20 protein-coding genes and 1 CRISPR repeat array (1 of these 21 cut by a window edge) are annotated in these 23,068 nt (G+C 36.4%); of the genes, 10 read left to right on the plus strand and 10 right to left on the minus strand.

The window, feature by feature from the left end; translation table 11 throughout:
• Positions 1-1,422: a CRISPR direct-repeat array (repeat unit 30 nt; unit sequence GCTAAAATCAGACTATTTTAGGATTGAAAT) (it extends 1,718 nt beyond the left edge of the window).
• Between the two features lie 306 nt (positions 1,423-1,728).
• The 4 genes from J2743_RS08475 to prf1 all read left to right on the plus strand — a co-directional run bounded on the left by J2743_RS08475 (position 1,729) and on the right by prf1 (position 8,320).
• The gene (locus J2743_RS08475) at positions 1,729-5,400 is read left to right on the plus strand and encodes a DEAD/DEAH box helicase (RefSeq protein ID WP_209626178.1); all 3,672 of its coding nucleotides are present in this window, start codon (positions 1,729-1,731) and stop codon (positions 5,398-5,400) included.
• A gap of 674 nt (positions 5,401-6,074) precedes the next feature.
• Positions 6,075-6,377 (plus strand): nucleotidyltransferase domain-containing protein, encoded by a 303-nt coding sequence (locus J2743_RS08480; RefSeq protein WP_209626180.1) that lies wholly within the window; start codon positions 6,075-6,077, stop codon positions 6,375-6,377.
• The gene (locus J2743_RS08485; RefSeq protein WP_209626182.1) at positions 6,370-6,741 is read left to right on the plus strand and encodes a HEPN domain-containing protein; all 372 of its coding nucleotides are present in this window, start codon (positions 6,370-6,372) and stop codon (positions 6,739-6,741) included. Before J2743_RS08480 ends, J2743_RS08485 begins: the two co-directional genes overlap by 8 nt.
• Before the next feature lie 349 nt (positions 6,742-7,090).
• Positions 7,091-8,320, plus strand: a complete 1,230-nt coding sequence (gene prf1, locus J2743_RS08490; RefSeq protein WP_209626184.1) for a peptide chain release factor aRF-1 — start codon at positions 7,091-7,093, stop codon at positions 8,318-8,320.
• A 178-nt stretch (positions 8,321-8,498) separates the two neighbouring features.
• On the opposite strand, the gene J2743_RS08495 is transcribed toward prf1, so the two are convergent.
• From J2743_RS08495 to J2743_RS08525, 7 genes are all read right to left on the minus strand, one after another.
• Positions 8,499-9,098, minus strand: coding sequence for an orotate phosphoribosyltransferase-like protein (locus J2743_RS08495; RefSeq protein ID WP_209626186.1), 600 nt, complete (start codon positions 9,096-9,098; stop codon positions 8,499-8,501).
• Positions 9,099-9,246: 148 nt separating this feature from the next.
• Entirely contained in the window at positions 9,247-10,206 is a 960-nt protein-coding gene (locus J2743_RS08500) for a Gfo/Idh/MocA family protein (protein ID WP_209626188.1), read from the minus strand.
• Positions 10,203-11,075: a hydroxymethylbilane synthase gene (gene hemC / locus J2743_RS08505; RefSeq protein WP_209626190.1), complete on the minus strand. Its 873-nt coding sequence runs from the start codon at positions 11,073-11,075 to the stop codon at positions 10,203-10,205. The genes J2743_RS08500 and hemC overlap by 4 nt, the downstream gene beginning before the upstream one ends.
• Before the next feature lie 211 nt (positions 11,076-11,286).
• Entirely contained in the window at positions 11,287-12,726 is a 1,440-nt protein-coding gene (gene cfbE, locus J2743_RS08510) for a coenzyme F430 synthase (protein ID WP_209626192.1), read from the minus strand.
• Positions 12,723-13,562, minus strand: a complete 840-nt coding sequence (locus tag J2743_RS08515; RefSeq protein WP_209626194.1) for an NAD(+) kinase — start codon at positions 13,560-13,562, stop codon at positions 12,723-12,725. Before J2743_RS08515 ends, cfbE begins: the two co-directional genes overlap by 4 nt.
• A complete protein-coding gene (locus tag J2743_RS08520; protein WP_209626196.1) occupies positions 13,559-14,401 on the minus strand; it encodes a bifunctional fructose-bisphosphatase/inositol-phosphate phosphatase in 843 nt (280 codons plus the stop codon). The genes J2743_RS08515 and J2743_RS08520 overlap by 4 nt, the downstream gene beginning before the upstream one ends.
• A gap of 153 nt (positions 14,402-14,554) precedes the next feature.
• Positions 14,555-14,998 (minus strand): pyruvoyl-dependent arginine decarboxylase, encoded by a 444-nt coding sequence (locus J2743_RS08525; protein WP_209626199.1) that lies wholly within the window; start codon positions 14,996-14,998, stop codon positions 14,555-14,557.
• A gap of 238 nt (positions 14,999-15,236) precedes the next feature.
• Here J2743_RS08525 and J2743_RS08530 point away from each other — a divergent pair, with 238 nt between their 5' ends.
• From J2743_RS08530 to J2743_RS08550, 5 genes are all read left to right on the plus strand, one after another.
• A complete protein-coding gene (locus J2743_RS08530) occupies positions 15,237-15,626 on the plus strand; it encodes a translation initiation factor IF-5A (protein WP_209626201.1) in 390 nt (129 codons plus the stop codon).
• 53 nt (positions 15,627-15,679) lie between these two features.
• A complete protein-coding gene (speB, locus tag J2743_RS08535) occupies positions 15,680-16,558 on the plus strand; it encodes an agmatinase (protein ID WP_209626203.1) in 879 nt (292 codons plus the stop codon).
• Positions 16,559-16,823: 265 nt separating this feature from the next.
• Positions 16,824-18,044 carry an ornithine cyclodeaminase, nickel-pincer nucleotide-dependent gene (locus tag J2743_RS08540; protein ID WP_209626204.1) on the plus strand — a complete coding sequence of 407 codons (1,221 nt, stop codon included), beginning with the start codon at positions 16,824-16,826 and terminating at the stop codon, positions 18,042-18,044.
• Positions 18,045-18,299: 255 nt separating this feature from the next.
• On the plus strand, positions 18,300-19,907 hold the full coding sequence (ade, locus tag J2743_RS08545) for an adenine deaminase (protein ID WP_209626205.1): 1,608 nt from the start codon (positions 18,300-18,302) through the stop codon (positions 19,905-19,907).
• A gap of 65 nt (positions 19,908-19,972) precedes the next feature.
• Positions 19,973-20,851, plus strand: a complete 879-nt coding sequence (locus tag J2743_RS08550; RefSeq protein WP_209626206.1) for an MBL fold metallo-hydrolase — start codon at positions 19,973-19,975, stop codon at positions 20,849-20,851.
• 104 nt (positions 20,852-20,955) lie between these two features.
• Here the strand turns inward: J2743_RS08550 and J2743_RS08555 are convergent, their stop codons facing one another.
• The 3 genes from J2743_RS08555 to J2743_RS08565 all read right to left on the minus strand — a co-directional run bounded on the left by J2743_RS08555 (position 20,956) and on the right by J2743_RS08565 (position 22,323).
• Positions 20,956-21,582: a DUF447 domain-containing protein gene (locus tag J2743_RS08555; RefSeq protein ID WP_245248187.1), complete on the minus strand. Its 627-nt coding sequence runs from the start codon at positions 21,580-21,582 to the stop codon at positions 20,956-20,958.
• Between the two features lie 23 nt (positions 21,583-21,605).
• Positions 21,606-22,070 (minus strand): DUF2124 domain-containing protein, encoded by a 465-nt coding sequence (locus tag J2743_RS08560; RefSeq protein WP_209626207.1) that lies wholly within the window; start codon positions 22,068-22,070, stop codon positions 21,606-21,608.
• Between the two features lie 112 nt (positions 22,071-22,182).
• A complete protein-coding gene (locus J2743_RS08565) occupies positions 22,183-22,323 on the minus strand; it encodes a hypothetical protein (RefSeq protein ID WP_209626208.1) in 141 nt (46 codons plus the stop codon).
• Between the two features lie 163 nt (positions 22,324-22,486).
• On the opposite strand from J2743_RS08565, the gene J2743_RS08570 reads away from it, so the two are divergent.
• The gene (locus tag J2743_RS08570; protein WP_209626209.1) at positions 22,487-23,056 is read left to right on the plus strand and encodes a GMP synthase subunit A; all 570 of its coding nucleotides are present in this window, start codon (positions 22,487-22,489) and stop codon (positions 23,054-23,056) included.
• Positions 23,057-23,068 lie beyond the last annotated feature (12 nt).

The following is a 23,068-nucleotide window of genomic DNA, read 5'->3' on the forward strand; positions in this document are numbered from 1 at the left end:
GGGCTAAAATCAGACTATTTTAGGATTGAAATCCGAACCAGGTAGATTTGAAGATAGACTATAATTAGGAGCTAAAATCAGACTATTTTAGGATTGAAATTCTGGTTCCTGTGAACTGTAACCTACTTCAGCAATGCTAAAATCAGACTATTTTAGGATTGAAATGAAACCCTACAAGAAAACAAAATACTAGAAAAAATGGGCTAAAATCAGACTATTTTAGGATTGAAATGTTGATGAAGGTAAACTTCAGGGGTCTTGGGGTATTGCTAAAATCAGACTATTTTAGGATTGAAATTTTAGTGGTGGAACTGAAACTTCAGCACCAACAACGCTAAAATCAGACTATTTTAGGATTGAAATGCTGTTATAACGTCTTCTTTTAGAAAAGAAATAGAAGAGCTAAAATCAGACTATTTTAGGATTGAAATTTTCCAGATTGACTTAGATAATCCAGTCCGGCAGGTGCTAAAATCAGACTATTTTAGGATTGAAATTTTTATAATAAATATGGGAACCATGATTATGAAGTTGCTAAAATCAGACTATTTTAGGATTGAAATCAATTCTGGTTTAAATATGATGCAACAACCTATGTCCGCTAAAATCAGACTATTTTAGGATTGAAATGAAATACGATATCAAGGACATGGATAATGAGGATATAGCTAAAATCAGACTATTTTAGGATTGAAATTCAACTTTTAAGCCACTTGGAGGTTCAATTATGTTATGCTAAAATCAGACTATTTTAGGATTGAAATATCAGGATATAAAAACTCTTAAAAAACATTTAGACGAGCTAAAATCAGACTATTTTAGGATTGAAATTTGTAACCTGTAACCTGGCAATCAAGTTACAAAAACGCTAAAATCAGACTATTTTAGGATTGAAATAAAAGATAAACTATATAATATAAAACATAAAGGAGTGCTAAAATCAGACTATTTTAGGATTGAAATAAGACTATCTATGACATGATCAGTGATGTTGATATCGCTAAAATCAGACTATTTTAGGATTGAAATGACAATGAATGAGGACATAGACCTGGAGGTGATCGTGCTAAAATCAGACTATTTTAGGATTGAAATATTTCATCCCTTTATATGACTTGAAGTAGGGACATGCTAAAATCAGACTATTTTAGGATTGAAATCTTAGTCTATTGATTGATTATATATTCAACAGTAGCGCTAAAATCAGACTATTTTAGGATTGAAATGAGTTTTTCTAATGTTTTGTATCTGTTTTTTTCACGCTAAAATCAGACTATTTTAGGATTGAAATGTACATAGTGATAACACTATTAAAATCTAGAATGGGCTAAAATCAGACTATTTTAGGATTGAAATCTCAGCTAATTTAAAGTGTTGTAACTATTACTATATACTAAAATCAGACTATTTTGGGGATTAAATCCAATTATAACCTCATTTTAAGGGTTACGGTTAGGAAATAATGCATAAAATCGCCGTTCTATGTTTTTCAGGTGCTAGTTTATCATATAAACCTTCATAATGATTTGCTCTTTTCATTTCACAAACTTTTAAAAAGGAAGGCATGATAGAGTATCAGAACATGTAACACGCTTAAAACCGGAAATATGCTACCCTGTTAAAATCATGAAAAAGAAAAACATAAAACCTTATTTGACAAACATCTTGACAACAAAAACAACACTGCAAGAACGCATTAAATTTTAATAAGTAACTAACACGATTTTCATGGCAAGAGTTCAATATGGAAAAACCTGGTGGGGAGAAAAATGGCTTGATGCCCTTAAAGACATTGACTTTGCCAACAGATTGCCCCGGGGAAAAACATATGCAAACACAGGTAAAGTCTACGATATCAATATTAATGGAAATATAATCACTGGAAAAGTGAAAGGTAACTACCGACAATACTACAAAGTCACAGTGAAGCTAAACTCATTTACTCAAAGTGAAAAAGAACTTGTTGCCCAAGTTATAAATAATTCTCCATCAATTCTTGCCGGACTTTTAAATAAAAAACTTCCAGAAGAACTGTACTACAAATTGGCTGCAGTCGGAATTGAGTTATTCCCTAAATCATGGGAAGATATTAATGCGGAATGTAATTGTCCGGACTATGCACTTCCCTGTAAACATATTGCCAGTTTAATCTATATGATAAGTATAGAAATTGATAAAAATCCCTTCAGAATCTTTGACATTCATAACTGTGATTTACTAAGTATAATTGACCATTTAGATGATGCTGAAGATTTACAGGTTCGAAAAATCACCAGTATCAATGATATTTTATTTTATGATGAAAAAATAGACAAAACAGGACAGGAATATGATAAAAAAATCCCAGAAGATATTGATTTTTCTGATATTCCGATTCTGTCTGAATATACATTAGCCATCCTAAAACAATCCCCTCTTTTCTATGATAAAGACTTCAAAAATGTTGTTGAAAGCATATACAGATCAATGGCAAGATACTGTAAAAAGCATTATGGTTACAATCATTACAACAATGAATACAACAACTTTATTACCTTAAAACCAGGAATAAAAGATATTTCAAAGTTATCTAAAAGGGAAGATGAAACTTTAAAAGAATGGAAAGAGAGATATTTGTCCTTTAAATGGAATAATCCTAAATTATGGGAAGAATTCTATTTAGTTATAGATGATGATTATAGAATTTCAAAAATATCCATAAAAGATGAAAATACTCCAGATAAAAAAGCAGCTAATAAAAATTCAAAGAACCCATTTACTCTAAAAAATGATCCAGATCTAGAAAATATTTTATTAGGATTTCTGGTGGAAATATCCCATACCAATACACTGCAATACAATTACAACATACAATTTCTACACTTACTCCTGCAATTTTCATTAAAACTAATAAAAAAACAGGGAATCATTCCTGAAATCATAGAATTAAAGGATAATACCTACTGTGTAAGGTGGGTGCCCTGTCTTTTTGATAAAAAAATCAATACCATATGTGAAAAATTATATTCCCTGTGTCCTGATAATTTGATGGGTTATAAAAATTCCCAGATAAACCAGGAACAACAGGTAATAACCGGAATAAGCCTTATAATCTCTGGAATCATGGAACATTACACCAGATATGGCATGCCGCAACTGTTAGAACGACAAAGTCATGACCCGGTTTTTAAATTATTTTTCTTTAATGAAAGATTAAAATTTGATGAATTCAAGACAAGAGGATATGAATTTTTAATCGATCAATGGCTTTCAAACCTGTATTTAAGGAAAAGGAAGTACACTCTTTATTTAATCATAGAAGAAACCACAAGTGATGAAATTTTCAGCATTCATTTAAAAGTAGGAGATGAAAATACTCCTCCAGAAGCTGTTAATGAAGTTATTTCTAATAAAGATTACAAACAAAACAATAGGAAATTAGAGTTATTATCAGATCTTTACTTAATACAGGAGTATTTTCCTGAAATTAAACAGGCACTTGATCTAAAAAAGCCCATCATACTAGATATGAATGAATTTTCAGGATTTTTTATGGATATACTTCCCTTACTAAAAGTGATGGGGATTTCAGTAATCCTTCCAAAGAGTTTGGATAAAATAGTAAAACCTAAACTAATATTTGATTTAAAAAGCACTAAAGAGCTTAGTTTGGAGAGAAAAACTTATCTTTCACTGGATGAACTGGTGAAATTTGATTGGAAAATTGCAATCGGCGAACATGATATCAGCAAAGAAGAATTTAAAAAGCTTTTAAGAAAATCTGAAAAAATAGTTAAAATAAGAGATAATTATGTTATTTTAGATGAAAATGAAATAAAATCCTTCATAAAAAGATTGGATAAACTACCCGAAACTTTAAATCAAACTGATTTAACACAGGCCATAATCAGTGGGGAATTTGAGGGTGGTGAAGTTAATATCGATGAGGATATTAGGTCTCTTTTTGAAAGGATTAAAAAATATGAAAACGTGCAGATTCCAAGTAATTTAAATGCTGAACTTAGACCATATCAGGAAATAGGATTCTCATGGCTACTGCAAAATATTGATCTTGGTTTTGGCAGTGTTCTTGCCGATGACATGGGACTTGGAAAGACTTTACAGGTTTTAACTTCAATTTTACACCTGAAAAATAAGGGATGTTTAGATGAAAAAAAGGTTTTAGTGATTGCCCCAACCAGCTTACTGTATAACTGGCAAAATGAAATGAAAAAATTCACCCCAACACTCAAACCCCACATATATCACGGACCTAACCGGAAATTTCCCAAAAAAGATGATTTTGATGTGATTATAAGCTCTTACGGAACCCTTAGACGTGATGTGAAAAGATTTAAAAAGATTAAATGGTGTCTGTTGGTTGTTGATGAAGCTCAGAACATTAAAAACCCCACTGCAAAACAGACAAAAGCAATAAAATCTGTTAAATCAGATAATAAAATTGCATTAACTGGAACACCCGTGGAAAATAGACTTGCTGATTACTGGAGTATATTTGACCTTACAAACAGAAATTATTTAGGATCTCTGAAGAAATTTACACAAAAATTCATCGTACCCATTGAAAAGGAACGAAATAAAAATGCTCTTAAAACTTTCCGGAAGATCACTGATCCTTTTATTTTAAGAAGGCTGAAAACTGATAAAGACATAATAAAAGATCTCCCCGATAAAATAGTGAATGATGTTTACTGTAAACTGAGTATTGAACAAACTGCACTATACCAGGAAATGGTAGACTCATTGATGAATGAAATTGATGAAAGTGAAGGCATAAATAGAAAGGGACTTATTTTTAAATTGATCAACAGTTTAAAACAGATCTGTAACCATCCCGCCCAGTTTTCTAAGACAAAATCAATAAATATCCCTGATTCTGGTAAGATGGAAGTTTTGATGAATATCCTGGAAAACATAACTGAAAATGGGGAAAAAGTCCTAATTTTCACCCAGTACGTTCAAATGGGAAATATAATGAAAAAATTAGTGGATGAACGATTCAACACAGAATCATTATTCTTACATGGTTCTCTATCCAGAATAAAAAGAGATAAAATGATCCATGATTTTCAAAACAAATCCCAGCATAAAATATTCATCATCTCATTAAAGGCAGGAGGAACCGGTTTAAATCTAACAGCAGCACAAAATGTTATACATTACGACTTATGGTGGAACCCTGCAGTTGAAAACCAGGCCACAGACAGAGCTTACAGAATTGGACAGAAAGAAAATGTAATGGTCTACAGATTAATAACCACAGGAACATTCGAAGAAAAAATAAACAACATGATAGAAAGCAAAAAAGAACTGGCAGACCTCACAGTGGGGACTGGAGAAAACTTCATAACAGAAATGAACAACAACCAATTAAAAGAAATACTGAAATTAAGGAAATAACCATAAGATGGAGTTTAAATATTTGGTTGTGATAGAACAACTGCTATAACATTAACCTTGAAATAGTCCTGATTTAACTAGCTTTCTCTTTATCTTTACTTATTCTTATCATGGGGTGACTTGATTAAAAACCATTCCATAGAAAACATGGCGATCATAGAAAATTTCTATGTTTACTATGAAAATTAGTTTTTCTGGTGAATATCCCTTGGATCCATTCCAAAAGAGAACCGGTATTTTCCCTTCCTATTACAGGGAAATGGTGAATTTGACCAGTTAAAAGAGATTTATGAATTTTACTTGAGCAACAGGACATATAGCTACAAAGGAACTGGAAAAACATGATTATCTCTTTTAAACTTTTTAACATAATAGACAACAGATTTTAATATAATTAACAATAGAAATTGATTAAGTTATGAAACTAAAAATGAAAATCAGACTATTTTAGGATTGGAATATGAATTTAAAATTAAACTTACTTGGGAGTATTATCCTATTTTAATCAGACGATATTCTGATTAAAATAAATTTTAAGTTTGTATTCATTATTAGAACTTTAAAATTTAAATTTATTATTTCTAATACTTGGAATAACGCATGAAATTTATTAAAATCTTAAAAAAAAAGATTTCAATTTGTGCATACTACTAAAAAAAAACCTTGTGATAAGAATGAACAGAAGAAAAATAGCTGAAGATTTTTCAGCATCTTTAAGTTATCCAGGGATAGAAAAAGTTATCCTTTTCGGTTCAGTTGCTCGCAGTGAGGATAAGGAAGGTTCTGACATTGATCTACTTATCATTTCAACCAATAAAATTGAAGCTAAAGATGAGGTGATGAGAAAGGTTACTGAGGTACTGGTTGAAACAGGAGTCTATATATCAGCTAAAGTTATCTCTCCAGAGGAATTTAAACAATTGCAAAACACTCATTTCATTTCCCAGGTTAAAAAAGAAGGTGTTACTGTTGGATGATGCAGAAATTTTAATGAGTAATGCTTATAAAAAGCTGGAAGTTGCAAAAAATCTGTTTAGTAATGGTTATTATGGGGATGCTGTAAGTAGATCTTACTATGCTATGTTTTTCGCAGCAAAAGCTCTGTTATCAAAAAGGAGTAATTATCCAAGGACACATCGTGGCTTAATTTCACAGTTCGGACGAGAATTTGTAAAAACAGGTGAATTTAATCACAAAGTTTTTAATATACTTACAAGGGCCCAGGAAGATAGGGAAGAAGCAGATTATGGACTTCTCCCTGAAATTGGGAAAAAAGAAGCTGAAATTATAATTGATGGTGCTGAGGTGTTTTTACAGGAATGTGAAGTTAAAATACGATAAATTGGACAACATTTACTTATTTTTTATATAAATTGTTACTTTATGAAATTGTAAATTTAATGGGTGTTTTAACTGCTCTACCCAATCATCAAATACTTTACATCCCACAAATCATTAATAAACCATAAATTATAATCCAACTGGATTACTACTAAGACCATTACTATAATAAAGTTTAGATAACATAATAATATTGAAATAGCTCTGATATTTTTATGAGATATGAAAGGAAGATTTTTTAAAATGAACAAAGTTTAGAGTATTATGTTAGGATAACCACATGCATATCCTCTACATTATTTAAATATATACTTTTATGAGATTTTACGAGTTTTAGGAGAGATATTAGATGTCAGAAACATCAACAACAGAACTTTACGAGGTTAAACGCACACTTAAAGAACTTTCCGAAAAAAAAGGGAGAGGTACTGAGCTGGTGTCTGTTTACATACCTCCAGATAGGCAGATCAGCGATGTAGTCAAGCACATGCGAGAGGAGCTCAGTCAGAGTGCTAACATTAAAAGTAAACAAACAAAAAAGAATGTGCAATCTGCTATTGAAGTTATAATGCAACGTATGAAACTTTTCCCCAAACCACCTGAGAAGGGTCTGGTGTTATTTGTGGGAATGATCCCCAAAGGAGGTCCAGGAACAGAAAAAATGGAAACCTATGTTTTCGAACCTCCAGAACCTGTTCAGACTTATATTTACCATTGTAACTCCCAGTTTTTCCTGGAACCACTGGAGGAGATTGTTGAAGATAAAGAAATCTATGGATTGGCAGTTATCGACCGAAAAGAAGCCACCATAGCAATAATGAAGGGAAAACGGATTGATATAATCCAAAATCTTACCAGCGGTGTTCCTGGAAAACACAAAGCAGGAGGGCAGTCACAAAGGCGTTTTGACCGATTAATCGAACTCGCAGCTCACGAATTCCTGAAAAGGATTGGTGAACATATGAACGAAGCATTTTTAAATGTGGAAGGTCTTAAAGGAGTTATAATTGGAGGTCCAGGCCATACTAAGGAAGATTTCATTAATGGAGATTATCTCCACCATGAAATCAAACAAAAAATCATTACCACCGTGGATACTTCATATACCGGTGAATTTGGTATCCGAGAAGTAATAGACAAATCCATGGAGGTTTTAACCGAAATCGACATCATGCGTGAGAAAAAACTAGTTCAGGGTTTTTTAACCGAACTGGTGGATGAAAATGGCCTAGCATCCTATGGTGAAGCAGAAGTCAGACAAAACTTGATAAACGGTGCAGTAGATGTTTTATTACTCTCTGAAGATCTTAAATCCAAAAGATACACTTACCAGTGCACCTCCTGTGGAGCTGAAAAGGTAAAAACCATCAAAAATGAGTCTGAAGCCGAAAATATAGCCTGTGATAACTGTGGAGACACCATGAAACCCTCTTCTTCAGAAGATATCATCAGTGAATTTATTAAATTGGCTGAAGAAGTGGGTTCAGACGTGGAGATCATATCCACAGAAACAGAGGAAGGAATGCAGTTATTCCGAGCCTTTGGAGGTATTGGGGCCATATTAAGGTACAGAGTATGATGATGTACCTTTGATTCTTATTTTTTATAATTCCTATTTTTAAACATTCAATATTTTATTTTAACGACAAACCTAATCTTATTTTAAAAACAATCAAAGTTTTGGATAATTAAAGAAGTGAAATATGTTTATAAAAAAAAGTATGTTAGATTAAAAAGGATAAAAATGGTTTTAGTGGTTATCCCAGTCTGCTGACCAGGATAAGTGATTCTACAGGAACCCTTTCCACTTCCAGTAATCCCTTCTTATCAATTAAAACTACTGCAGCTAGTGGTTCTGCTCCCAGATTTCGGAAGACTTTTATTGCTTCTCCAATGGTTCCTCCACTGGTTATCACATCATCCACAATTACCACTCTTTTTCCCTCAACAGAGGCAAAATTACTGCTTACCGCTCCTTTGGCATCTTTTCCTTTACGGTGTTTAATGGGGTGGAACACTGCCATGTCTGCATCTAAAAATTCAGCCATCATGGTGGCAAAGGGTATTCCACTAACTGTGATCCCTACCACTACTTCCACATCACCGTGTTGCAGAGCCATATCTGCCATGGCCGCTGAAACATACGACATTCTAGTGGAACTACCACCCAAACTCTTCCAGTTTATAGCAAAATCCACCGGAACCTCTTCTTCAGCTTTTCCTTTTGTTTTATCTGTTCCCTGGAGTATAAGCCACCGGGCAGTGTCTTTTGAGACATTAAGTTCGTCTGCAATCTCACCTGTAGTAAAACCTCTGCTCCTAAGTTCTTGAGCCTTTTCGATAAGTTTTTGGTCCATTATACCACTCCAGATTTTTTAAAAACAATTATGGTACATGTTGAATTGATTACAAGTTTGGTTCTTGTGTGTTTTTTATATGATTTATTGATCATATACCTATTTTTGTTGGAAGATTTATTATTCTTCAGGGATGGGTTGATGATTCTTAATCTATGTCGATGTCAATGTTAACTGGAATTTTCTCCTTGGCAGATTTCATTGCAGCAAGAACTGTTTTTAAAGCGTGGATTCCGTCTTCTCCGGTAATTTTTGGTTTTTCATCCAAAATAATGGCATTTAAGAAGGAATCAAGTTCCTCCATAAGAGGTTCATGATGAGGTACCCTAACCTTTCTGGCGTGTTTCCCGTAAACCTCCACGTTCTGGTCAATGTAGTCCAATGAGATTATTCCATCAGTTCCAGTGACTTCCAGTTGCCTTTTTTTGTATGGAGTTAGCCAGTTCACCTCTAACATGCCTGTGGCCTGGTTGTAGAATTCCATCATGATCTCAGCATGGTCTTCGTATTCACATTTTTCCAGTCGGCTACCTACATGTGCGTAAACCCTGGAAACCGGGCTGTCCATTAGGTATGCCATCACATCCACCTCATGGATTGCTAGATCGATGGTTACTCCCACATCTTTTATCCGTGGGGGGAATGGCCCTACCCTTTTGGCAGATACTGAAACCACTTCTCCTATCAGTTTTTCTCGAAGCAGCTTTTTTGCCTCTAAAACTGCTGGGTTGAAACGTTCCACATGACCGGTTGCCAGTTTTACTCCTTCTTTTCTGGCTGCTCTGACCATGTCTTTTGCTTCTTTAAGGGTGAATGCTATGGGTTTTTCCACCAGTACGTGTTTTCCCTGTTCAATGGCACTCATCACCACTTCATAATGGTAGGTGGTGGGAACGCAAACACTTACTGCATCTATTTCCGGCATTTTAAGTATATTATCGTAATCAACAAACCCGACGGTGTTGTATTTTTTGGATACTTCCGACAGGGTGCCTTTCATAAGATCTGAAACAGCAAGGAGGTTGGCATTTTTGAGTCTGGTGTATACTCTGACATGATTGTGGCCCATGGCCCCTACACCAACAACTCCTACATTTACCTTATTCACGAGTAATCCTCCAGCATGTGGCCAGCTACTTCAAGACCAATCCGTTCATAATCGTTTACAGAACCTCTTACTCTATGTTGAGATAAGAGTTCACCTTCCCTGCTTAATAAAATACCTTTGAGTTCCATTTCATCCCCTTGGACTCTTGCACAGACCCCGAGGGGCCACTGACACCCAACCCCCAGTACTTCTAAGACTTTTTTTTCAGCCATTACTTCTCGATAGGATGTACTGTGATTCAGGGCTTCTAAAATTTTTCTTTTAGGTGTATCTCCCCGTGCAACTACTGCTAAAGCTCCTTGACCTGCTGCAGGAGTCATGTAATCTAATGAAAAATTTTGTTGAATGTGATGAGTTAAGTTTAATCTTCGAAGACCTGCTTCAGCCATTAATGTGGCGTCATATTCACCAGATGTGACTTTTTTTATTCTGGTGCCAATATTACCTCTTATTGGTTTTATGTCCAAATCTTTCCGATGGTAATGGCAAAATGCTTCTCTTCTGAGACTGCTGGTCCCTAGAGTAGCTCCTTCAGGCAGTTCTTCCCAACTGTAAGGAGATATCAGTGCTTCGTGGGGTGATTCTCGTGGGGGTACTGCTATTATTTCAAGATCATCAGCAAGTTCACTGGGAAGATCCTTTAAACTGTGAACAGCAAAATCCACATCCTCTTCAAGTACTGCCTTATCCAGTTCTTTGGTGAAAACTCCCTTTACATCTATATTATAAAGTTGAGAATCCCTAATTTTGTCCCCGGTGGTTTTTACTATTTTTATTGATATTTCGTCATCTGTTATATTTGATAAAGAATTGATAATATTTTTGGTTTGAACCATGGCCAGACTGCTGCCCCTTGTACCTACCTTCAATGCATCATCTCCGAATGTTGCGGATTATATGTGAATTCTAGTCATAAAAGTTTATTATTATATAATAAGCATGGTGCCTAACATAGCTAACTTAAATTAAGAATCCTTAGTTGATTGATTTTGTATGATCTTTAATAAATGTTGTCATGGATAAAATTCCCAACCAATCCTCTTTAACATAGTAAATATATTGAAAATACTCCCTAAAAAGTTATCTTCTTCCCAGATCAGAATAATTAGAACGAAAGATAAGCAGGATATTTTTAGCCCCACACTTACCCGCCATATCAACTGCAGAATCTATCTGGCTGTGATAAAGCACTCCATCTTTCATCTTACCCATCATGCTTTTACCTAATTCTCCAGTTAATATTATCAAAATCTCATTATCCATCCCATTTAAAAAATCTGACAGGGAGTTCTCATCAATTTCTTCACAGGTCACCCCATAACTTCCCCCCATCACCAGAGCGGGATTTTCATATTCTTTAATCATGTTCACTGCTTTTTTCACTGCAGTGACATTTATACCAGGATTTATTTCTTCAATCACCCTTACTTTTCTGTTTTCACCAGACAGGTAATTGTTTTTTATGCTGGTTCTTCCAGGTAAACCTTTAAAAGATTTTAAACCTCTTATAATAGTTTTTATAGGGGTTCCCATTGATAATGATGAACATACAGCAGAAAGAGCATTTTCCAGGTGATGTTCAGCTGGTGCAAATGTGGAACATTCAAATGAAGTGTTAATAATTTTTCCATGGATTGTTTTGAGATCCCTAACCCTAACCTGGAAGGAAGTTTCAAAAAGGCCATAATTGATATTAAAAGCAAAAACATTAGATTTAAAAGCAAAAACATTAGATTTTTTTTCTACAGAGTAAGTATTTGTTTTTTGGTTTAATGTATGGAAATCTGAATCTTTAGAATAAATTTTCTGGCATGAATCATAGTCACATACCACGATCTCACTTTGAAACATCTGTTTTTTAGCTTTGCTTGCACAGCTTTTACCCTGACATATGGAATAATCTTCAGCAATGTTGGTTATAACCCCCACATCTGCTAATCCAGTGCCTCCTAAAGAACTTTCAAATATGCAAATTCCAATATTGTAATTTTCTGCGGTTGATAATTCTTCTGCAAGTTCCCATGCAGTTATGATACTGGCTGGAGTTATACTAATGTTTCTTTGTAGGTTAATCTCTTCATCATCGGCTACAACCTCAACTCCAAGACTGCTTAATATGAGAGGAGTTTTTTCTCGATATATTTCTTTAAGCATGGCTACTACACTGGTTTTGCCTTTAACTCCAGTGACTTCGATTACAGGCACGGATATCCTGTCTTTCATAAAGTAATGAACAGCCTGATGATGTGTCATGTGGATGGGATGGGGTAGATTGCAGTGTATCGGAGCAACCACCATTAATTCATCATTTTTAAAAGAAGATGATAATTTTCCTTGTGTAAAATCATCAAAAAAAGTTTCATCAACCAGTTGGATTTTCTGAGATTTCAGTGAGGATTTAACTTCACAAGGTAAAGTATGGTAAATATCCCATGCGAAAACCTCAAAATCCTGTTTTTTGGAAAATTCAGATGCCAGTATGGCACCTCCATGGGTGGTGTCTACAACCAGAACTTTCATTTGTTAATTCCGCCCTGAGTTAACTTTTCTCTGACTTTACGGTAGAAATCTTTGGTTAAACGTACAAAGTATGCACAGTTTTCGGATTTACAGAAAATGATCTCATCCATATAATTTATCTCTTCTTCAAACTGACCATCTATCACTGCAATGGCTTTTTTGCCTTCTCTTAGAAGTTTGACCTTAATTACACTCTCATCTGAGACAACTGTAGGCCGAGCTCCCAGTTTAAATGGGCATATGGGAACTATGATAAATGCTTTCACCCTGGGATCTATGATTGGTCCACCTGCAGACATGGAATAAGCTGTGGAACCACTGGGAGTGGCTATGATTAACCCATCGGCACGTAACTCCTCCACAATCTCATCATCAACACTGATCTGTATGTGAAGCATTTTGGCAGGCTTTCTGGTCATCATAACTACTTCATTTAAGGCAGGGGGTAACTCATGATTGTGCCAGACTATCAGTTGATTTCTTCTTTCAACAGAGTAGTTTCCAGCAAGAATCTCTTCAAGAGCACTGAAAGCATTTTCAGGATCTATTTCTGTTAAGAACCCTACTGTTCCCATGTTAATTCCTATTAGTGGAATTTTTTTGTGACTGATATAACTCTGTGTTCTGAGGATAGTTCCATCTCCCCCCACCGCCACCATCATATCCACATCCATGTCCTCCAGTGCACATTGTTTATTCTGATATCTATCCAGTTTCTGGGCCAGAGGAATGTCCAATAAAACATCAACTCCTTTTTCAGTTAAAAAATCAGCTAACTTGCCTGCAAATTCTATTGCATCCCTCACATCACTACGGGCAGCCAGTCCCATGATCATTTAATCCCCTCCACTATGCGAACTATCTCCTGGTGAATAACTGAATTACATGTGGCTATCATGGAAGTTTTCTCCATAACATTTAATTTACCATTTAAGGCTTTACCATATCTATCCGTCACTATTCCCCCACTTTCTTCCAGTATCAGTTTAGCAGCCGCCAAATCTACCAGCCTCAGATTATCTCTAACATCAACAAATGCATCGTAAGTCCCATCGGCAACGTAAGATATTTCTATGGCCACTGCTCCAAGAATTCTCATTCTCCTTACGCTCTTGCACAGCTTTTCTACTTTTCCCATGTTCATTCTGTAAACATAAGCCCCCAATGATATTTGAGATAAATCCTGTTTAGATGACGGTGTGGGGTTTTTTCCATTGACCAAAGCACCTTGACCCTTAAATGCAGCATAAAAATCATCTGTTGCATAATTTTTCACAAACCCCATCTGAATATCCTGAACTGTTAAAGGACCCTTCTGATTGGTAGGAATGGGTGCCACTGCCACTGATATCCCATAAGCCGGAATATTCTTAACAGCATTGCTGGTACCGTCCAGTGGATCCACCACCATTACAACTTCAGGTTGGCCTTTTCCTAAATTCACTTGACCAATTTCTTCACTGATCAAAGTTAAAGGTTTATCAATACTTTCCAGTACTTCAATAACCTTTTTTTCTGCCACAATATCAATATACATAGTTGGAGTGCCATCAGCCCCTGTTTTAACGATTTCAGACCCTTCTAAAGACCCTATGAGTGGTGATATTGCATTTTGAGATTCTTTAATTAATTCCTGGCAGGTTTCAGTCCAAAATTCCCTATCTTTTTCATCCATATAATATCCTCCTCCTGGGCCTCAAAAAAACATTTTTATCCTGAGAATTAGGTGTAATTTTCAATCCATATAATGATGTATTGTATGATTATAATGTTTTGTAACGTATAAGATGGGTTTTAGGACCCTATGATTTTGTAAAATCATCATCTGTTATTTTAGGTACACCACTGCAGCCACTGCCACTGCCTCTTTTATAACCTTATGATTTTCATCTGCTATGATAATTTCTCTAATCTCAAGTCCCCTAACCTGCATCATATATTCCACCATGGTTTTTGCTTCGGATCTAATCTTTTCAGGATCCTGATTTACTCCGGAATGTTCCACTACACACCCAAAATCATCAGAGGTTGCCACTGCCACCACCGCAGTTATAAAATCCCCAGGATGATCTGAATGCACATATGAAAGCACACAATTAACCATTTCCCCCTCCTTAATAGGTGGGAGTTCCACTATCTCTGTATCCCTTGGCAGTATACTGGAGACTGGTATAAGGTTCACATCACCAATACCTGCATCGAGGAGGGCATTGTCAAAGGCGTTTAGTCGTGTGGGTCCTTCTGATTTTCCTGAGGTTATAGAAACTTTCATTATATCACTGGTAATTTCACTTAAAAATTTAAATAGGGAAAAAAATATAGGCACTTCTATATCAGATGAGAGGTATCTATAAATATATTTATACAGACAAGCAGACTTATAAAAAAGTACAACCAAGAAGAGTTACATCTATATAAAATAAATCTATCATAGACTCTATTTTTTAGATTCTGAACTTTATGGATCCTCACTGGATCTAAATTGTACGTATTATACGGAGGTAAATAGCATGTCAACTAAGGTAGTGGAAGTTAAAACGCTCAAAGTAGGTAAATATGTAGTATTGGATGGTGCAGCATCAAAAATTGTGAATATTCAGACTTCATCCCCAGGGAAACACGGTGCAGCAAAGGCTCGTGTTGATGCCATTGGAGTTTTCGATAATCAAAAAAGAAACCTAGTAAAACCAGTCGATGCCAAGATAGAAATCCCGATAATCGACAAACGAACCGCACAGGTACTGGCCCTAATGGGTAGTGATGTTCAGCTCATGGACATGGAAACTTATGAAACCTTTGAAGTACCAATACCCGATGATCTACGTGATGATCTGATTGAAGGTGTAGAAGTTAATTATATCGTGGCTATGGGTAACAAAAAACTCATGAGGATCAGATAGACCTCCTGAGAAGCCATATCTACTTTTTACAAATCTGATGAGGATTTAGATAAATGTATCTTTACACTGAAAATCCTCTGAAATTTGCTTTTTCCCAGGATTTTGAAGAATTCAAAGAAAAAGATAGTCCTTGTTTTGGAATTTTAGGAGTACCATTCGATAGCACCACCAGTTACCTGCCAGGCGCACGTTTCGGGCCTTTTTTCGTGAGAGAAGCATCATACAACTTTGAAAAATACAACCTATTATCAGATACGGTTTTAGATATTAACTTGTGTGATGTTGGAAATCTAGAAGTGGTTCCTGGAAACCTGGAAAACACATATATGCACCTGGAATCTGTCGTGTCCTCCATGTCCGAAGACACATTAACCCCTCTAACCATTGGTGGTGAACATGGCATTAGTTATGGAGTTATAAATGCCCTTAACACACAGAATAACTTGCAGGATGTTACCATACTCCATTTTGACGCCCACATGGATCTCAGAGACGATTATGTAGGGGAAAAATATTCCCATGCCACAGTTATGCGACGGATATATGATAAAAACCCTGCAAAGATAATTCAAATGGGTATCCGCTCTTCATCACCGGGAGAAGCTGAATTCGCACGGAAAAATGGTATTGATTTTTACACAGCTCACGACATAAAAAAAGACCTGAAAGGGATTGAAAAAGTTATTAACCAGATAGATGGTCCCATCTATGTCACTGTGGATATAGACGTACTGGATCCTGCTTATGCTCCCAGTGTGGGCACACCGAGTCCATGTGGAATAAATACACAGGAACTGGAAAGCCTAATTTCTCATCTTAAGGGAAAAGAAATTATTGGATTCGATGTAGTTGAGGTTTCATCCACTTCCATTGGAGATATCACATCCATTAATGCTGCTAAAATAATTTTAGACTTTTTATTCTTGCAATAAATTCTTCACATTGCTTTTTAAATTATTAAATCTTATTTAAGAATCCAGATCATCTTGATCTTATTCATTAAAACCTATTTCAATAGGGGGAAATTGCTTCCCATGATAGATCATATATAAATATTTATAGATAGCCAGCCAAATTTATCTGATGATTAGCATATTAAGATTCAACACATTTAACACATATTTCTAAAAGAGATACCAATAAAAAGGTTTTTATTTTAAAAATCCATCGGGCTTAAATTGGATTAGGAGGAAAAAAATGTATACCAGAGAAGTGAAGCTTACCGGACATATTATTGATTCCCTCACCCTACCCAAAGCATTGGACCTTATTATGGACATGGGAGGCGATTTCCAGATCCTGGAATTTGAAGTGGGTAAACGGAAAAAAGACACCAGCCTTGCCAGGATCAAAGTTCAAGCAGATACTGAAACTCTTCTGGGAGAGATTCTGGATGAACTGGCAGAAATAGGTGCCATGGTGGTGGAGATCACTGAAGCAAAGTTGGAAGCCGCCAGTAAGGATAAAACTTTACCTACTGATTTTTACTCCACAACCAACCATCCCACTTTCATCCGCTACCACAATGAATGGGTACCTGTCGAAAATATTGAAATGGATTGTATGATTGTAGTTGAGCCTCAAACCAAAAAAGCCATTATCAAACCTATTGGTCGGATCAAGAAGGGTGATTTGGTAGTGGTGGGTCGTGAAGGGATTAAAGTGATGGCCCCCCAGAGGCCTCGAGGCAAAAAGGGAGTATTTGAGTTTATGGGGAGTGGTGCATCCTCAGAAAAACCCCTCAGAACTCTTATCAAGAGCATTGCAAATGAGATAAACGAGGTTAAAGGTCGTGGGGGCAAAATTGCTGTGGTTGGTGGGCCCGCAATTATCCACACTGGTTCCGGCCCGGTGCTGGCTCGGATGATCAGGGAAGGTTTAGTGGATGTGATCTTTGCTGGTAATGCCCTGGCAACCCATGATATTGAAAGTGCTCTTTATGGAACCTCTCTGGGAATTTGTGTGAAGACTGGTGAAGCTGTGGCACGGGGACACCGCCACCACATCTACGCCATAAACCAGATCAACCAGGCCGGCTCCATCAAAGATGCCGTAGAACAGGGAGTGCTTAAAGAAGGAGTAATGTATGAATGTGTCAAGAATGATATTCCATTTGTACTGGCCGGTTCCATAAGGGATGATGGACCTTTACCTGATGTTATAACTGATGTGATTGATGCTCAGGATGAGATGAGGAAGTATGTTCAGGACGTGGATATGGTGATCATGATCGCCACCATGCTCCACTCCATAGCCGTGGGAAACATTCTACCTTCACAGGTGAAAAGTATCTGTGTGGATATTAACCCTGCTACAGTCACCAAACTCAGTGATCGTGGCAGTGCCCAGGTGGTTGGTATTGTAACTGATGTGGGAGCGTTTTTACCCATACTTTACCATGAACTTAAGGAAGATTAGTTTTAGGGACCTTTAAGATCCTGAAATATCCATCCACTTAAATTCTTTTTAAGTGAAAACTAAAACCAGAGTAATGATTTAAGACAACATCAGGCTATTCCATATTAATTACCTACTGTTCTGTGTTTCACTGGAATAAAAATAACAATACTAACCAGTGCCCGCCCTTAAATGTTAGAACAATGAATAAATGATTGATGAAGTTTAAATTTCACTTCAAACTTTAACAAATCCATTCAGGATGGGGAAATGTGTATGATAAAAGGAAATCTAGTAAATGTTTTTACAGAAGAGATTTATCCTGCCGAAATTGAAGTTAAAAATGGTATTATAACCTGTTTAAGGGAAATTAAAGGAGAATATTCTGGATATATTTTACCCGGTTTTATTGATTCTCATATCCATATTGAAAGTTCCATGCTTACACCCTCCCGTTTTGCTGAGGCTGTGGTACCCCACGGAACCACAGCCGTGGTGGCTGATCCCCATGAAATCGCCAATGTCATGGGTGTTGAAGGGATCAAATATATGATGAAAGATGCCGCTACCACTCCCCTGCAAGTTTTCTTTACTGCATCATCTTGCGTCCCGGCAACTCCTTTTGAAACTTCCGGAGCCATTTTAGGCCCTGATGAAATAGACACTCTGATGGATGATGACCAAGTGGTGGCTTTGGGGGAGATGATGAACTTCCCCGGAGTTATAGGAAATGATCCTGTGGTTTTGGAGAAGATTAAAATCGCCCAAAAGCACCGTAAACCAGTTGATGGGCATGCCCCATTGTTATCTGGAAAAGATCTGTGTGATTACATTGGGGCTGGCATATCCACAGACCATGAATGCACCCAGCTAGAGGAAGCCCATGAAAAAAAGGGTTTGGGTATGAAGATCATGATCAGGGAGGGTTCATCTGCCCATAACCTGGAAGAACTGATTTCTGTAGGGGGAGAATTCCTGGTATCTGATGATCGGGACCCTGAAGACTTGTTGAATGGACATATAGACCAAATTTTAAAGAAAGCTGTGCATTTAGGTATGGACCCTGTGGATGCCCTGAGAATGGTCACTTTAAACCCTGCAGAACATTACAATTTGAGTTGTGGGGGATTAAAACCAGGTTCCCCTGCAGACATGGTGCTGGTGGATGATCTGGAAAATTTCAAAGTGGACAAAGTGTGGATTAAAGGAAAACTTGTGTCTCAAAACGGTGCCCCACTCTTCCAAGTGGACCCCCTTCTTTTAAAGAGTACTTTCAGAGTTAAACCCAAAAAAGCATCTGATTTTGAAGTTAATTCTCCTCATGAAGAAGAAAAAGTCAGGGTGATTGATGTAATAGAAGGCCAGTTACTTACCTCGGAGACAGAAGCTGTTTTAAGAGTTGTTGACGGTCATCTGCAAGCTGACACCGAAAAAGACATCCTGAAAATCGCGGTTGTGGAAAGATACGGCCATGATAATGTTTCAAATGCTTTCATACGTGGATTCCTGCTTAAAAATGGGGCGATTGCCTCCAGTGTTGCCCATGATTCTCATAACATCATTGTGGTTGGTACCAATTGCCAGGATATGGCAGAAGCAGTGAATATTCTTTCCAAAAACAATGGAGGGATTGTTGTTGTGTCTGATGGTGATTGTTACTCGTTAAAACTTCCAATCGCTGGTCTTATGAGCACTGAAAGTGCAGAAGATGTGTCTTCCCAACTAAGCCAGTTACATAAAATAGTTAAGGATATTGGATGTGAACTTGCTTCACCTTTTATGACCATGTCCTTCATGGCGCTTCTGGTGATTCCTAAACTGAAAATTAGTGACCAAGGTCTGTTTGATGTTGAAAATTTTCAATTTGTTGATGTTATAAAATAAATAAGCATTTATTCAAATGTATCTAATTGAATTTTAAACTAAAGATTATCAATGGGTGTTTTATCATGAAAATCGTACCTCTGGCCTTTGAAAGTATGGGTGTCCGTTCCATGGCCACCTTCATTGAAACTGACCAGAAAATACTCATGGACCCTGGAACATCTATTGCCCCTAAAAGGTTCGGATTCCCTCCCTGGAAGGATGAATTTGATGCTTTGCATGAAACCCGGACTAGAATTCAGGATTATGCTGCCAATGCAGATATTGTTACCATCAGCCATTATCACCATGATCATTTCACGCCTTTCAGCCTGGGACTATACCTGGCTTCAGCTCCTAAATATGCAGAAGAAATATACCAGGATAAAAAGTTGTTCATAAAGCATCCCACTTCCCATATAAATAAAAGTCAACAAAAAAGGGCCCGTGACTTTTTAAAGAATCTGAAAATCATGAAAAGCCGTGACATCACCTACGCCGATGGAAATACTTTTGAAATTGGAGATACGAGGATTAAATTTTCAAAACCATTGCCCCACGGTCCGGAGGGAAGTCGGTTGGGTTATGTGATAACCACCACTATAGAATGGAATGATGAAAAGGTTATGCATGCTTCAGATGTTCAAGGACCAATCTATGAGGGGTCAAAAGAACTTATAATTGATGAAAACCCCGATACTCTAATTTTAAGTGGTCCTCCTATTTATCTTGAGGGTTTTGCCCTGGAAAAAGAGGATATTGAAAAAGCCCGGGAAAATCTTGTTGAAATAGCAAGTAAAATATCAAGAGTGGTTGTGGATCATCATTTGTTAAGAGACCTTGGCTGTTTTAACTTTTTAAAAACTATAAGAGAAGAATCTGGCGGAAAAATATTAGTAGCATCAGAACTTTTAGGTGAAGAACCCTATTTGTTGGAAGCAAGAAGAAAAGAGTTTTATTATTAGTTATTCCTAATTATTAATAATTTTCATTCGAATATATCTTCAAGTAATATATTTCCGGATCAAATTTCCATTATAGATTATATTAAAAAAGTGTAATTATTTGATTATTTAGACTTCAATTCCTTTAAAATCATTTTCATGGCTTTTTTATGGTCTTCACCACCCACTTTATTCACCACTCTGGAGATTTCATCTATTTTATCCAGATTCTTATTCTTTTCATCTTCAGATACCATGTCAATCCGAGTTAAATATATCAACGCCTCAATGATCCCATAAATAGCCCGGTTTAAAGGTTCAGGGTGTTGATTGACCTCGACAACTTCTTTAACATTGGCTCGGACAATATTCAAAGTAGATGTTCCCAGGTGATCCTTCCGTTCTACGATCCTTTCATGAGTTACATCAGCCCTGAAAAATGAATCTGCACCCTTAAGAGAAAATCCACTGTTTTGTTTCTGGAATTTTCCACTGCCCAGATCCCCAATGGTTGATTGGACAAACAATAGGGGGTCTTTTGATAGATTAACATAAAAAGTCTTTTTACGTCTCACATTCAAATAGGTTTTTGACCCCTTAAAAAGATAAAGAACAATCTCGTTTTCATTTTTACACACCACCCCTACTGGTGCTGCATTGGGTGTTCCATCCCTGTTTTGGGTGGTGAGGATGGTCTCATAGAGAAGACCACGTTCCATTCCCAAAGAATAAATATCTGACATTATAACCATTATCCTAATCTTCTATTTTTGTTTTATTCTTTTCTAAGGATCTCTCCGGTTAACATGCCATTGATTATGCAGTCAAAATCAATTAACTCATCCCAACCTGCCTTTTTAAACATGTCCATATAACAGAGTCCGATGATCTTCCCATTAGGTTCTAGGATGTCATCTAAGAGTTTTTTAACATCTTCTATGTCTACATTATATTGGGGCATAGAAAGTCCGCCAAGCAATGCCACAACCCCAGAATGAGGATCAGCTTCTTGTGAAAATTGCATGCCAAGTGGAGTGCGTTCTATTTTACGTGCGCTTTCCATATCAGTTTTAGCCATAAACACTGATTCTTTGTCTCGAATTACATAGGCGAATAGTTCTGCAAATGGACTGCAAACACCAGGAATGCCTACAAAAGTAACTTTTTCAGCATCCCCTACTTCTTTCTTAAGTGCCATTAAATTTGCATTCAATCCTTTGAATTTTTCTGTTTCAATCATGTTATCCTTCCGTATCTCCTGTATAAAAAAATAAACAATTGGTAAAAAAATGAATATGACTTTTTATTCTCTAAATTAAAGAAACGATAAGTTTTAATGGTCACGTACTAATTTAGGATCCCTTCAAAAATATGTATATGACGTAGGCGATTACCAGTATAATTATAACTGGAAGTAACCATATGAATACATAGAAGAAAACCACTGCCAGCACCAGGGCCACCAGTATGAGTAAAATGTCTTGAAGTTCCATATTTTTCTATATTGCCATTTCAACATAAAAATATTTCCATAACACAAATTTAATCAGTATCATGGTGAATTAAGAAATTAAATAAGCATCAGTCATCTATATTTAAAGTTAAACCCTATTAAACGATAAATTTAAGAAGATAAATCCAAGGAGAACATCTATAATGATATTAGTGATTAATAATCATGGGCAGTATAATCACCGCATCCATCGTACCCTTCACTATCTGAAAATACCCTCTGAGCTGGTGCCCAACACTACTTCACTTTCTGAAATTGAAGATAAAAACCCCAAAGGACTCATATTAGGGGGAGGTCCTTCAGTGGAAAGATCTGGTAACAGCACCGAATATGTTAAAAAACTGGATTATCCCATTCTGGGAATCTGCCTCGGTCACCAGATTATAGCCAAGGCTTACGGTGGCGAAATAGGATCTGCGGGCTCAGAAAGTTATGCTCAGATTCAGATCAACATCCAAGATGAGGATGATATTTTCAAGGGTTTGGGACCCCAGTTAGATGTATGGGCTTCTCACAAGGACGAAGTTACCAAAATTCCCCCGAAATTTGAAATTCTCGCTTCATCACCCATATGTGACATTGAAGCTATGAAACACCCTGAAAAACCTTTATATGGTATACAGTTCCATCCTGAGGTTTATCATACTCCAGAGGGGCCTAAAGTTTTTGAGAATTTTTATGAAGTTTGTCGAGAATACCATAAAACTGATTAAGACTCCATTGGA

Source organism: Methanobacterium petrolearium (assembly GCF_017873625.1).
In the GTDB taxonomy this organism is placed as follows: domain Archaea; phylum Methanobacteriota; class Methanobacteria; order Methanobacteriales; family Methanobacteriaceae; genus Methanobacterium; species Methanobacterium petrolearium.

Excerpts from the sequence above, each read along its gene's own strand:
- J2743_RS08475 (WP_209626178.1), top strand. The coding sequence starts at position 1,729 with ATGGCAAGAGTTCAATATGGAAAAACCTGGTGGGGAGAAAAATGGCTT.
- J2743_RS08480 (WP_209626180.1), top strand. The coding sequence starts at position 6,075 with ATGAACAGAAGAAAAATAGCTGAAGATTTTTCAGCATCTTTAAGTTAT.
- prf1 (WP_209626184.1), top strand. The coding sequence starts at position 7,091 with ATGTCAGAAACATCAACAACAGAACTTTACGAGGTTAAACGCACACTT.
- J2743_RS08495 (WP_209626186.1), bottom strand. The coding sequence starts at position 9,098 with ATGGACCAAAAACTTATCGAAAAGGCTCAAGAACTTAGGAGCAGAGGT.
- cfbE (WP_209626192.1), bottom strand. The coding sequence starts at position 12,726 with ATGAAAGTTCTGGTTGTAGACACCACCCATGGAGGTGCCATACTGGCA.
- J2743_RS08515 (WP_209626194.1), bottom strand. The coding sequence starts at position 13,562 with ATGATCATGGGACTGGCTGCCCGTAGTGATGTGAGGGATGCAATAGAA.
- J2743_RS08520 (WP_209626196.1), bottom strand. The coding sequence starts at position 14,401 with ATGGATGAAAAAGATAGGGAATTTTGGACTGAAACCTGCCAGGAATTA.
- J2743_RS08525 (WP_209626199.1), bottom strand. The coding sequence starts at position 14,998 with ATGAAAGTTTCTATAACCTCAGGAAAATCAGAAGGACCCACACGACTA.
- J2743_RS08530 (WP_209626201.1), top strand. The coding sequence starts at position 15,237 with ATGTCAACTAAGGTAGTGGAAGTTAAAACGCTCAAAGTAGGTAAATAT.
- speB (WP_209626203.1), top strand. The coding sequence starts at position 15,680 with ATGTATCTTTACACTGAAAATCCTCTGAAATTTGCTTTTTCCCAGGAT.
- J2743_RS08540 (WP_209626204.1), top strand. The coding sequence starts at position 16,824 with ATGTATACCAGAGAAGTGAAGCTTACCGGACATATTATTGATTCCCTC.
- ade (WP_209626205.1), top strand. The coding sequence starts at position 18,300 with ATGATAAAAGGAAATCTAGTAAATGTTTTTACAGAAGAGATTTATCCT.
- J2743_RS08550 (WP_209626206.1), top strand. The coding sequence starts at position 19,973 with ATGAAAATCGTACCTCTGGCCTTTGAAAGTATGGGTGTCCGTTCCATG.
- J2743_RS08555 (WP_245248187.1), bottom strand. The coding sequence starts at position 21,582 with ATGGTTATAATGTCAGATATTTATTCTTTGGGAATGGAACGTGGTCTT.
- J2743_RS08560 (WP_209626207.1), bottom strand. The coding sequence starts at position 22,070 with ATGATTGAAACAGAAAAATTCAAAGGATTGAATGCAAATTTAATGGCA.
- J2743_RS08565 (WP_209626208.1), bottom strand. The coding sequence starts at position 22,323 with ATGGAACTTCAAGACATTTTACTCATACTGGTGGCCCTGGTGCTGGCA.
- J2743_RS08570 (WP_209626209.1), top strand. The coding sequence starts at position 22,487 with ATGATATTAGTGATTAATAATCATGGGCAGTATAATCACCGCATCCAT.